Origin of the sequence: Saccharomonospora sp. CUA-673 (genome assembly GCF_001942305.1) — a bacterium.
GTDB lineage: Bacteria > Actinomycetota > Actinomycetes > Mycobacteriales > Pseudonocardiaceae > Prauserella.
In genome coordinates this window covers 46,072-58,416 of the sequence record NZ_MKKE01000024.1, presented here as the reverse complement: position 1 = coordinate 58,416, position 12,345 = coordinate 46,072, and the positions used below count along the sequence as shown (strand labels likewise).

6 protein-coding genes and 2 pseudogenes are annotated in these 12,345 nt (G+C 72.3%); 5 read left to right on the top strand and 3 right to left on the bottom strand.

The window, feature by feature from the left end:
• A pseudogene (locus BJF85_RS30085) lies at nt 1-125 on the top strand (IS30 family transposase); the annotation flags it as partial.
• Between the two features lie 99 nt (nt 126-224).
• Here BJF85_RS30085 and BJF85_RS13085 read toward each other — a convergent pair.
• On the bottom strand, nt 225-1,532 hold the full coding sequence (locus BJF85_RS13085; protein WP_255375601.1) for a nitrate/nitrite transporter: 1,308 nt from the start codon (nt 1,530-1,532) through the stop codon (nt 225-227).
• Between the two features lie 93 nt (nt 1,533-1,625).
• Between BJF85_RS13085 and BJF85_RS13080 the strand changes: the two genes are divergently transcribed.
• The 4 genes and pseudogenes from BJF85_RS13080 (at nt 1,626) to BJF85_RS13065 (ending at nt 4,491) form a co-directional block, all read left to right on the top strand.
• The gene (locus tag BJF85_RS13080; RefSeq protein ID WP_075847743.1) at nt 1,626-2,504 is read left to right on the top strand and encodes an FCD domain-containing protein; all 879 of its coding nucleotides are present in this window, start codon (nt 1,626-1,628) and stop codon (nt 2,502-2,504) included.
• Nucleotides 2,395-2,942: pseudogene (locus BJF85_RS13075) on the top strand (Maf family protein); the annotation flags it as partial. The gene BJF85_RS13080 and the pseudogene BJF85_RS13075, both read left to right, overlap by 110 nt.
• A 307-nt stretch (nt 2,943-3,249) precedes the next feature.
• Nucleotides 3,250-3,486 carry a hypothetical protein gene (locus BJF85_RS13070; RefSeq protein WP_075847741.1) on the top strand — a complete coding sequence of 79 codons (237 nt, stop codon included), beginning with the start codon at nt 3,250-3,252 and terminating at the stop codon, nt 3,484-3,486.
• Nucleotides 3,487-3,720: 234 nt separating this feature from the next.
• Nucleotides 3,721-4,491 (top strand): 2,3-dihydro-2,3-dihydroxybenzoate dehydrogenase, encoded by a 771-nt coding sequence (locus BJF85_RS13065; protein ID WP_075847739.1) that lies wholly within the window; start codon nt 3,721-3,723, stop codon nt 4,489-4,491.
• Nucleotides 4,492-4,551: 60 nt separating this feature from the next.
• On the opposite strand, the gene BJF85_RS13060 is transcribed toward BJF85_RS13065, so the two are convergent.
• Together BJF85_RS13060 and BJF85_RS31415 are read right to left on the bottom strand one after the other, a co-directional pair.
• On the bottom strand, nt 4,552-5,967 hold the full coding sequence (locus tag BJF85_RS13060; protein ID WP_075847737.1) for a DHA2 family efflux MFS transporter permease subunit: 1,416 nt from the start codon (nt 5,965-5,967) through the stop codon (nt 4,552-4,554).
• On the bottom strand, nt 5,964-12,050 hold the full coding sequence (locus tag BJF85_RS31415; protein WP_369822159.1) for an amino acid adenylation domain-containing protein: 6,087 nt from the start codon (nt 12,048-12,050) through the stop codon (nt 5,964-5,966). Before BJF85_RS31415 ends, BJF85_RS13060 begins: the two co-directional genes overlap by 4 nt.
• Nucleotides 12,051-12,345 lie beyond the last annotated feature (295 nt).

Sequence of the window (12,345 nt, the reverse complement as noted above, 5' to 3'; positions counted from 1 at the left end):
AATCTCAACGTCCACGGCCCCGAAGACCTCGAGCACGTCGCCCAGGAACTCAACGGCCGACCACGCAAAACGCTCGACTGGGACACCCCAGCCGAGCGCTGCGTGCTCTACTGACGGCCACATAAACCACCAGGTGTTGCGACGACCCCTAGAAACCACCGACCAAAGGGCCCTTGGGAGCTTTTACTCCGCAGCTGTGAGCCGTGCTCCTGTGACCTGTGCGATCAGCCCTGCGGGACGAGGACCCGACCGGTGTCGGCCGGGGCGGGGTCGCGCTCGACGACCGTCCGCCCCGCGGATCGACGCAGGAGGAACACCCCGACAGCGCCCGCGCACGCCAGCGTCAACGGGACGGCGAACCCGACCCGTTGGGCGAGGCCGTCGGACATCCCGCTCGCCAGCAGGACGTCGACGACGACACCGACGCCGAGCTGGGCGATGACGGCGAACGTGAAGCCGCCCATGTTCGCCAACCCGCTCGCGACGCCGGCCCGGTGGTCGGGACTGGCCGACCGCGCCAGGTCGAACGCCAGCATGCTCACGCCGCCGCCGACGCCGATGGCGATCAACGCGGGCAGCAGGGCTGCTGCGCCCGCCGACGCCGGCAACGCCACCAGCAGTGCGGCCCCGCCGAGCATCGCGACCACGGCGCCGAGCACCAGCGGCGAGCGCAGGTCGGGGCGCCGCGAGGCGAGCTGTCCGGCGGCGGTGCTGCTCAGCACGAACCCGAGCACGACCACCGTCACCAGGCCGGCGGCCGCGCCCGCGGACAGTCCGTACGCGGCGACGAGGAACGGCTGGCCCAGTACGGCCGTGAACGACACGAACGTGCCCATGAGCACGAAATGCGTCAGCAGCGCGTGCCACACGCCGCGCGTGCGCCACGTGCCGCGCAGGCTCGCGCCGAGACGTTCCACCGGCGCAGGACGGTCGGCCCGGGCCGGACGCCGTTCGGGCGATTCCCGCAGCGCCACGGCGGTCGCGACGAGCGCGAGCACGGTCACGACGCTCGCGGCGAGGAACGCGCGCGTCCAACCCTGGGAGTTCAGCAGCGCGGCCAGCGGCGACGTCGCGACGAGCTGGCCGAGTCCGCCGATCATGCCGGTCAACGCGGCGACGAAGGCGTACCGGCTGCCGGGGAACCAGTTGCGCGCGATGCGCAGGACGCTGACGAACATGCACGCGTCCCCCGCACCGATGAGCGCGCGCCCCACCATCGCGCCGGGGTAGGCCGTGGACAGGGCGAACACGACCGACCCGGCGGCCATCAACGCCATGCCGCCGACGAGCAGCACCCGCGGGCCCCACCGGTCGTTGCCCACGCCGACGGGCACCTGCAGCAACGCGTACAGCGCCAGCTGCACCACCGCGAAGGCGGCCAGTCCGGTCGCGTCGATGTCGAACCGCTCCTGCGCCGTCAGACCCGCCGCCGACAGGCTCATACGGTGGAACATCGCCGTCAGGTAGCACAGCGCCCCGAGCGACCACATCGCCCAGGGCACCCACGCCGACCTGGCCTCGACTGAACGCACACCCGTCCCCTCACGCCACCCCGAGACACTGCTCCGCGGGGTGGATACAACTTGTATCTATGTCGTGTTCAACGATGCGGCTAGACTCCGGGCATGTCAACGCGCGACCGGTCACACCCCACTGCCGCCGAGGATCCGACCCGGCCCCGCCCGGCCAGTGAGCGCGTCTACGACTGGGTCAAGGAGCGCATCCTCGACGGCCGCCTTCCCGGCGGGCACCTGATCAGCGAGGGTGAGGCGGCGGGGGCGCTCGAACTGTCCCGCACGCCGGCCCGCGAGGCGTTCCTGCGCCTGGAGGTCGAGGGCCTGCTGCGGCTCTACCCGAAACGCGGCGCGCTGGTGGTGCCGGTCTCGCCGGACGAGGTCGGCGAGGTGACCGAGGCGCGGATCCTCACCGAGTGCCACGCGGCCGAGCGCGTCATCGCCCTCGGCACCGCCGTCGACGTCGCGGCGCGCATGCGCGGCATCCTCGCCACCCAGAGTGAGGTCGACCCGGACGACGTCACCGCCCGTTTCTCCACCCTGGACCGCGAGTTCCACGCGACCCTCGTCGAGGCGGCAGGCAACAGCCTCATCTCGCACTTCTACTCGGGCCTGCACGACCGACAGGTACGCATGGCCAACTGGGCGATCCACCGCATCCCGGGCAGGCGGGCCGCGATCCTCGACGAGCACGACGCACTGTGCACACTCCTCGAGGCCGGCGACGCGACGGGTTCCGGCGCAGCCTCACCGCCCACATCGGCACCACCCACGGAGCCCTGCTCGACAGCTGACCGGGGCTGCCTACTCTGGTGCCGTGCGTTTCGTTCTCGCCTCCGCATCCCCCGCCCGCCTGTCCGTGCTGCGCGCCGCCGGCCTCGACCCGGACGTCGTGGTCTCCGGCGTCGACGAGGACGCCGTGGCGGCGAGCCTGCCCGACCCGGCGCCGGCCGAGCTCGTCACCGCGCTCGCGGCCGCGAAGGCCCGTGACGTCGCCGCGACCCTGGACTCGTCGGCCGAGACCGTCGTCGTGGGCTGCGATTCGATGCTGTCGATCGGCGGCGCCTGGTGGGCAAGCCGCACACGCCCGAGGTGGCGCGCAAGCGCTGGGCCGAGATGGCGGGCAGCACCGGGGAGCTGCTCACCGGGCACGCGGTGCTGCGCCTGTCCGGTGGCGAGGTCGTCGCGGAGGCCACCGGAACCCGCACCACCGTCGTCCGGTTCGCGACCCCGCCGCAGCACGAGATCGACGCCTACATCGCCACCGAGGAGCCGCTGGCCGTGGCGGGATCGTTCACGTTGGACGGTCTCGGCGGCTGGTTCGTCGAGGGCATCGACGGCGACCCGTCGAGCGTGATCGGCATCAGCCTGCCGTTGACGCGCGAGCTGCTCGGCCGCGACGTGAGCGTCGTCGACCTCTGGCGGTAACCCGACCGACTGATGGACCGCACATAACGGACACACCACGGGACGGTCAACCGGCAGGCCACTGTGGACGTTCGAGCGCGGCGAAACCCGAAAGAGATTCGAATGTGGACTGTCGTCATTCGACAGTGGGACCCGCGATCCGGTCGCAGCAAAAACGTTGTGTGACAACGCGTCACTCGTTCATGTTCCCCCATGTCACGATCGCATGGGACGGCTTGCGCGTTACATCTCCGCAGGTTCACGATCTTCGTGGCGGGTCACCCCGGCCCACCGCATGAACGTGTTTTTCACCTAGGGAGACTGGAAATTGCGTAAGACCCTGGCTCGTACCACCGCCGCTACCGCCATCGTCCTCGGTGCCCTGACCGCCGGTGCCGGCGCCGCCTCGGCCACGACGGTCGACGTGCCGCAGGTTCCCTCCGAGCCGACCGGCGCCGACTACGTGAACGCCTGGAACGAGTCCGGTGCCCACTTCGGCGCCGGTGCCGCCGGCCTGGTCAGCTCCGCCTGGGCGGGCGCGATCCCGTCGATCCTCGGCGCCTGATTCGGCTCGCGGAACGGCTTCAGCCAAGCCTGATACCGAAATCCCGGACGTGGACGATGTCCCGTCCGGGATTTCGTGTGTCCGCGTCCGCCATATTTCTGCCTCCGCCATGCTTCTCCCGTCCTCTGTGTGTGGTCAGGCCGACATGCGATGACCGGCGTCGATGTCGCACGTTCGGGTTAGGGTCGAGGTCCCGAACCGACTCACCGAGACATCTGCAGACGAGGAGCTGGCGTGGATCAGCAGGAGTTCGCCGGGAAGGTCGCGTTCGTGACGGGCGCGGGACAGGGCATCGGGGCGGCCGTCGCCCGGCAGTTGCGGGACGCGGGGGCCACGGTCGTGGCCACGGACCGGAATCCCGACGTGGTCGAGCGGTACGCCGATGCCGAACGCATCACCGGATTGTCGTGTGACGTCACCGATTCCGCGCAGGTCGACGCGGCCGTGGCGCAGGCCGAGGACACGGTCGGGCCGATCGACGTCCTCGCCAACGTCGCCGGCGTACTCGCGAAGGGCCCGGTGTCGTCCTTTTCGGACTCCGACTGGCGGTTCACGTTCGGGGTGAACACCGACGGCGTGTTCCACACGTCGCGGGCCGTGGCGAGTCGGATGATCCCGCGCGGCCGCGGCAGCATCGTGACGGTGTCGTCGAACGCCAGTGGCGTGCCGCGACGGAACATGGCCGCGTACGCGGCGTCGAAGGCGGCGGCGACGATGTTCACCAAGTCGCTCGGTCTCGAACTGGCCGACCACGGCATCCGCTGCAACGTGGTGTGCCCGGGGTCCACCGACACGCCCATGCAGCGGGCGATGTGGGAACACGACGGTGGCGGCCCGGAGCCGATCCTCAACGGCGACCCGGCCAACTACCGGGTCGGCATCCCGCTGCGCCGCATCGCCGACCCCGACGACGTCGCCGACGCCGTGCTCTACCTGGCTTCCGACCGCGCCCGCCACGTCACGATGCAAGAGCTCTACGTAGACGGCGGTGCCACCCTCCGGTAGAAGCTCCCAAGGGCCCTTTGGTCCCGCTCAACGCGACTATGGGGCCCTCGGGAGCATCTCTCAGGTGCGGCGGGGTGGGGTCTTGGGGAGGCGGAGGGAGCCGAGGAGGGCCAGGACGCACAGGCCGAGGACGCACCAGAACGCGGTGGAGAAGGCAGCATCGACGTCACCGCCGCCGAGGGCCAGGCGGACCTCGAGGAGCACGGCGAGCCCGGCCGTGCCGATCGCCCCGCCGACGTAGTTGACGAGGCTCAACGCGCTCGACGCCCGTGGCAGCAGCTGTTTGTCCACACCGGAGTAGACGATGTTCATCACCGGTGAGGCGATCATGGCGGTGCCGAGTCCGCGCACGAGCAGCGTCGCGACGAGCCACCCGTCGGGCAGGTCGCCGAGCCGCGTCAGCGGCACGGTCGCCGCGATGATCAGCGTGAAGCCGGTCAGCACGAGCGTCCGCGGCGGGACTCGGTCGATCAGCGGTTTGACCACCAGCAGCGATCCGAGCACAGCGCCGACGCCCTGCGGCGCGAGCATCAGGCCCGCGTCCCACGCGGACAGTCCCCGTCCGGTCTGCAGGTACATCGGCAGCAGGAACATCGTGCCGAACACCGACGCCGCCGCGACGAACAGCGCCAGCACGGCCGCACTGAACGGCGGCGTGCGGAACAGGCGCGGGTCGACCAGCGGCACCCGGTTCGCCCGCAATGCGTGCACGAGGAACGCACCCAACAGCCCCGCGCCGACGACGACCGCACCCACGGCGAGCGGCGTGTTCCGGTCCTGCGAGCCGAGGTCCGTCAGACCGAGGATCAGCGCGGCGAGACCGGGCGAGAGCAGCAACGCGCCGCGCAGGTCGAACGGCGACACGTCGTCGGAGGCGGGCACCCGCGGCACGAGCCACACGGCGAGCAGCATCGCGACCAGCCCGACGGGGATGTTGATGAGGAACAGCCATTCCCAGTCGGCCACGCGCAGCACCGTGCCGCCGGCGAGCGGGCCGAACACGGGCGCGAGCATCGGCACGACACCGACGATGCTCATCAGCCGCCCGGTGCGCGCCCTGCCGGCGACCCGGGCGAGCAGCGCCTGTCCCGTCGGCGGCAGCAGCCCGCCGCCGAGGCCCTGCAGCACGCGGAACACGGCCAGCGACGCCGTCGACCACGCCAGCGCACACGCCACCGAGCCGAGCAGGAACAGGGCCACCGCGCACAGCCACACCCGTTTGGCGCCGAACCGTTCGGCCAGCCAGCCCGACGTCGGCGCGGCCGCGACGACCGCCAGCAGGTAGGCCGTGCTGGCCCACTGCACCTCGGTGATGGTCGCGCCGAACTCCGCGCTGAGCGTGCTCAGGCCGACGTTGACGATCGTCGCGTCGAGCGAGGCCATGAACGTGCCCAGCACGAGCACGAGCGCCATGGCCAACAGCCGCCCGTCGATCCGGTCCGACTCGACGGGTTCGTCGCGGGTCCCGGCGGTCATGCGGGGCCCGCCCGCAACCGCTGCGCCGCCAACGCCCGCTCCGCGACCGCCACCAGCTCGGCGACGTCAGTACCCGAATCAGCACGGCCCAGCAGTTCCGGCAGCGCACCCAGCGTGGCCTGCAACGCGGCGGCGAGGGCCGACGCGCTCGTGTCGGTGGCCATGCCGGGCCGGCAGGCCACGATGCCGCGCCACCCGGCGCCCTCGGGCATCACCGTCACCGTCACCGGGTGGTGGGTGAACTCGCGGAACCGCATGCCCGTCAGGCGCAGACCCGGCGCCGGTTCGGCGAGCCGGTCGGGGTCGACGGGGTAGTTCTCGAACACCAGCAGGCTGTCGAAGAGCCGCTTGACGCCGACGGACCGTTCGAGCGCGGGCAGCGCCACCGTGTGGTGGTCGACCATCGACTGCTGCCGGTCCTGCAGATCGCGCAGCGCGGCGACGAGCTCCCCGCTCGCCGAGGCACGCACCGGAACGGTGTTGGCCAGCAGGCCGATGATGTCCTCGACGCCGTCCACCTCGGGCGGACGCCCGGACACCATCGCTCCGAAGTGGACGTCCTTGCGTCCCGTGCGGGCGGCCAGCACCGCCGACCACGCGCCCTGCACGAGGGTGTTCACGGTCAGCCCGCGGGCGGCGGACGCGGCGCCGAGCGTGCGCACCGCCGCGGCGTCGAGGTCGAACGTCACCGGCTCGGGCGAGTCGACCGCTTCCGGCAGCGCCCGGTCGTAGCGGTCGACGGAGGCCAGTTCGTCCTGCCAGGCCGCGACGTCGGCGGCCCGGTCGCGCGCCGACAGCCACGACAGGTACCGGGCGAACGGCACCGGCTCGGGCAGGGGCTCGGCAGCGCCCGCGGTCCGCGCGGTGTAGGCGGTGAAGATCTCGCCCAGCATGCGCGGTGCGGACCAGCCGTCGCTCAGCAGGTGGTGCGTCGTGAGGACGAACTCGACGCGGTCGGCGGCGCGTCGCACCACGGTCGCCCGCACGAGCGAACCCGCCGTGACGTCGAAAGGTTCGGCCAGATCGTCCGCCAACACCCGCTCCACCGCGGCATCCACGGCATCCACGACATCCACGGCGTCCATGGCATCCACAGCGTCCGAGGAGTACACAGCGTCCGAATCGGACACGTCGACGTAGCGCACATCGGGTGCCGCGTCGGCGAGGATCACCTGGCCCTCGATCCGTGCCGGGAACGCGGCCCCCAGGTTCGGATGCCGCGCCACGAGGTCGCCGACGGCGGCGTGCAGCGCCTCGACGTCGACGTGCCCGGCGAGCGAGAACGTGGCCTGCACCGTGTACGGATCGTGTCCGCCGTCGGGAACCTGCCGCGTGTGCCGCAGCATCAGCTCCTGCAACGGACTCAGCGGGAGCACGTCGATGACCCGGTAGCGCGACTCCAGAGTGTCCACCGTGGACTGGGTGAGCCCGTCGAGGGTGAGGTCGGACGGCGTCCGCCCAGCACCGGCGAGGGCCTCCTCGTCCCCGGCGATCGCGACGAGTTCCGCTCGGAAGGTGTCGGCGAGCGCGGCGATGTCGTCGGTGGCGAACAGCGCCCGCGGCCACGTGATGCGCACGTGCAGGGCCTGCCCCTCACCGTCGTCCCAGGTCATCGCGTTGAACATGAGGCTGTGCGGCACGGGCAGCTCGTCGCCGCCGGAGCCGAACGGTGCCGAACCGGGCGGCGCCTGCCATGCCCGCGGCGTCTCGGGCGCGGCGGCGAACTGGCCGAGGTAGTTCCAGCTCAGCTCGGGCCGGGCGTACGGCACCTCGCCCGCGCCGGCGAGCACGCCGTGGCCGAGTCCGTCTCCCTGGGCGTGCAGGCGCTGCTTGACGTCCTTGAGCTGCGCCGACGTCGGCCCGTCCGGCAGGGTGATCCGCGCCGGGTGCACCGCGGTGAACCAGCCGACCGTGCGCGAGAGGTCGACCTCGCGTGCCGGGTCGGGCGCGTGCCGGCCGTGGCCTTCGAGGGCGACGTACAGGTCCGCCGGGCGCTTGCGCCAGCGACCGACGGCGCGTGCGAGTGCGGTCAACAGCACCGTGTCCGGGGTGCCGTGGTACGCCGACGGGACCGTGCTCAGCACCGCGGTAGTGGTCTCCGGGTCGAGTGCGAACTCGTGGTGCACCGCGGTGGAGCCGAGGTCGCGTGCGCTGTCGAACACCGTGCGGGACATGCGTTTCGGCGGCTGCTGCCCGACGGCCCGCCAGTGCTCGGTCTCGCCCGCGCGCGCGGCCGCGGCGCCCGCGAGTTCACGGGCCCAGCCGAGGAACGGGGTGGGCCGCGGCAGATCCCGGCCCGCGTAGGCGTCGGCGAGGTCGTCCACGAGCACCCGCCACGACACCCCGTCGACGAGCAGGTGGTGGGCCACCAGCACGAACCGGCCGAGCTCGGCGGGCCCGCGGTCCACCCACAGCGCGCGCACCAACGGGGCCGTCGTGACGTCGAAGCGGGACCGCACATCGGCTATCCAGCCGTCGATCAGCTCCCGCACGTCACCGCCGGCGCCAACCTCCGTGACGGTCAGGACGTCGGACGCGGTGACCGCTCCGGCCTCGGGGATGCGCAACACGGCGGTGCCGTCGGCGCTGCGGGCGAGGTGCGCGCGCAGCACGTCGTGGGTCCGCAGCAGGGCGTCGACCGCGCGGGTCCAGTCGTCCTTGCCGCCGCCTGCCGGGACGCAGATCTCGGTCCACTGGCAGAAGTCGTCGGGCCGGGGCGACCGTTCGAGCAGGTCCCGCATGACGGGCGTGAGCGGCGCGTCGCCTGTGGACGGTCCGATGTCGACAGATACGGCGTCGGCGGTCGTGCACCGGGCGGCGATGCCGGCGACCGTGCCGCCGTCGAGCACGTCCCGCGGGCCGAGCCGCAGACCCTGCCGCCGCGCCCGCGACACGACCTGGAGCGAGACGATGCTGTCGCCGCCGACCTCGAGGAAGTGGTCGTCGAGCCGGATGTCGTCGCTGCCGAGCACGTCGCGAACGATGTCCAGCAGCGCCTGCTCGGCGTGGGTCTCGGGCGCGCGTCCCTCGCCGTCCTCGCCGTGGTCGGGCGCGGGCAGGGCGCGTTCGTCGAGCTTCCCGCCCGGGGTGAGCGGCAACCGGTCGAGGGCCACGAACGCCGTCGGCACCATGTACTCCGGCAGTTCGGCGAGCAGATCGGCCCGCAGTCGCACCGCGTCCACGGTGTCGCCCTCGGCGGGGATGACGTAACCGACCAGCTGCCGGCCGTCGCGTACCACGACGGCGCAGCCGCGCACGTCGGGATGCCGGGTCAGCGCGCTCTCGATCTCGGCGAGCTCGATCCGGAATCCGCGCACCTTCACCTGCCGGTCGGCGCGACCCAGGAACACGAGCTGCCCGTCGGGACGCCACGCGGCGACGTCGCCGGTGCGGTACATCCGCGACCCCGGTTCGCCGTGCGGATCGGCGACGAACGCCTGCGCCGTCTGACCGGGCCGGCCGAGGTAGCCGCGGGCGAGCTTCGGACCCGCCAGGTACAGCTCACCGGGCACACCCGTGCCGACCGGCTGCAAACCGTCGTCGAGGACGTAGGCGCGCACGTTCGGGTCGGGCCGTCCGATGGGGACGGCGCCCCGCTCCCCCGGTTCGTAGTGCCAGGTCACCGAGTTGATCGTGACCTCGGTGGGACCGTAGGCGTTGAACAGGGCGCGCCGGCCCTTGCCCCACCGATCGGCCAGCTCCGGGTCGAGCCGTTCCGCGCCGACGACGAAGAACACGCCCGGATCGACGATGCGGTCCTCCGGCACGGCCGACAGGAACGACGGCAGCAGGTTGATGCCGGTGAGCCGGTGCCGCTCGATGTAGTCGAGCAGTTCGTCGCCGGGCACCCGCACCTCCTCGGGCGCGACGACGAGCGTGCCGCCCGAGGCCAGCGGCACCATCGTCTGCCAGAACGCGACGTCGAAGCTCGTCGACGCGAAGTGCAGGTAGCGGTCGCCGGACGTGACGCCGACGACCTCCTCCTGCAGCGAGATCAGATCCGGTACGCCGCGGTGCGGCACCGCGACGCCCTTCGGCTTCCCGGTCGTGCCCGAGGTGTAGATGATGTAGGCCAACGAGTCCGCGGTGAGCGTCGCCCGCGCCTCGACCGGGTCCGTGTCGGCTGCGGGATCGGTGTCGGTTCCGGTGCTGCCGTGCAGGACGTCGGGGTCGTCGATGCGCACCACGGCACCCTCACCGGGAACCGCGCCGCCGAGCTTGGCCAGCGCGGCGGCGTCGGTGACGAACGCGGCGGGCCGGGCGTCGGAGATCATGTAGGCGAGCCGGTCGTTCGGGTAGTCCGGGTCGAGCGGCAGGTACACCGCACCGGCCTTGAGGATGCCGAACAACGCGATGATCATCTCGACGTCGCGGCCGAGCAGCATACCGACCGGCGTCTCCGGTCCGACGCCGCTCGCGAGCAGGCGGCGGGCCAGCTGGTTCGCCTGCCGGTCCAGTTCGGCGTAGGTCAGGCTGCGGTCGCGGCACACGAGCGCTTCGGCGTCGGGCTGCCGGGCGACCCACCCGGCGAACGTCTCCAGCACGCCCTCGCGCGGCACCGCCGGGAGGTACTTCGTGCCCTGGTGCAGGATCTCGGCGGTCTCGTCGGCCGCCAGCATCGGCAGCCGGCCGACGGGCCGGTCGGCGTCGGCGACGAGCTCGGCCAGCAGCGTGTGCAGCCAGCGCGCGTAGCCGGCGACGGTGTCGTCGTCGAAGGCCTGCGGCTGGTAGCTGAGCACGAGGGTGAGCGCCTCGCCGGGCAGCGCGATGACGGTCAGCGGGTAGTGCGTCGCGTCGGTGATGTCCACACCGGACAGTGCGGCCCGCTCGTCGACCACGATTCCCGCGCCGTTGAACGGGAAGTTCTCCATCACGAGCATCGTGTCGAACAGTTCGCCGACCCCGATGGTGCGCTGGATGTCGGGCAGGCCGAGATGATGGTGGTCGGTGAGCGCGACGGACTCGTCGTGGATCTCGGCCAGCAGCGACGCCGCCGACTGCTCCGGCCGGTAGCGCACGCGCACCGGGATCGTGTTGCCGAGCTGGCCGATCATCGACTCGACCCCGTCCACCTCGGCCGGACGGCCGGAGACCGGGCAGCCGAACACGACGTCGCGTCGCCGCGTCAGCCTGCCGAGCAGCAGACCCCACGCCGCCTGCAACACCGTGGTCACGGTGACGCCGCGCTCGCGGGCGAACGTCTGCAGACCGGCGGTGAAGTCCTCGCCCAGCTCGACCCGCACGCTGCCGGGCCGGGTGACGCCGCGGCGGGCGGCGACGGGCGCCAACCGAGTCCCCTCGTCCACTCCCGACAGTGCCGCGCGCCAGGCCTCGAGTGCCGCGTCGCGGTCGCGTGCGGCGAGCCACCGGTGGTAGTCCTGCGGCGACGCCGACGACGGCACCGCCGGACCACCGCCCAGTTCGCGGTACAGCCCGAGCAACGTGCGGCCGACGAGCGGCATCGACCAGCCGTCGAGCAGCGCGTGATGGTTGGTGATCAGCAGCCGGTGCTCGCCCGGCCCCGTGCGGAAGAGGCGGAACCGGATCAGCGGCGGCGTCTCCGGGTCGAACGGCCGGGCCAGTTCGGCGGCTCGGGCGGCCTCGATGTCGGCCGGGTCCAGGTCGGCGACCTGCCAGTCGGGTTCGGCGTCGGCGGGCACGACCTGCACGACCTCGCCGGAGGCCGTCGTGCTCAGGTGCATGCGCAGTGCCGGTTGCCGGCGCAGCAACTCCCGCGCCGCGGCGCGCAGGCGCGTCTCGTCGAGTTCGCCGGTGAGGGTGAGCGCGGCCTGGACGACGTAGACGTCCGTGTCGCCCTCGTCGGCGGCGAGGGTGTGGAACGACAGTCCGGCCTGCAGCGCGGTCGCGGGCAGCACGTCGGCGACCGGTCCGTGCACCTCGAAGGCGTCGATGTCGGCCTGGTCCAGCGACACGAGCGGCAGGTCGGACGGGGTGAGCCCGCCGCCGTCGGGACCGATCCGCTCGGCGTGCGCGGCAAGCGCCTCGAGCGCCGCGTCCCAGGCACGCTGCAGCGCGGCCAGGGTGTCGGCGTCGACGAGCCGGCCGGCCGCGGTCCACTCCACCGACAGCACCGGACCGCCCGGTGTGGACCCAGCGGCGTGGGTGTCGGCGGTGTGGGCGGTGTCGGTCGTCTCGCCGGCCTCGTGGACGAAGCAGTTGAGTGCCAGGACCTGTTCGAGGGCCTTGGTCTCCGGTTCGACGACGGCGAACGCCTCGCGTTCGGGCAGCCGCCAGTCGCCACTCTCGGCCGCGCCGAAGCGGCGAGGTAGTTCAGCAGCACCTCGGGTGTCGTGTCGAGTGCGGTCTTCGCGTCCGGGTCGATGCCCGCGCCGAATCCGCTGTCGAGGTAGCGCAGGA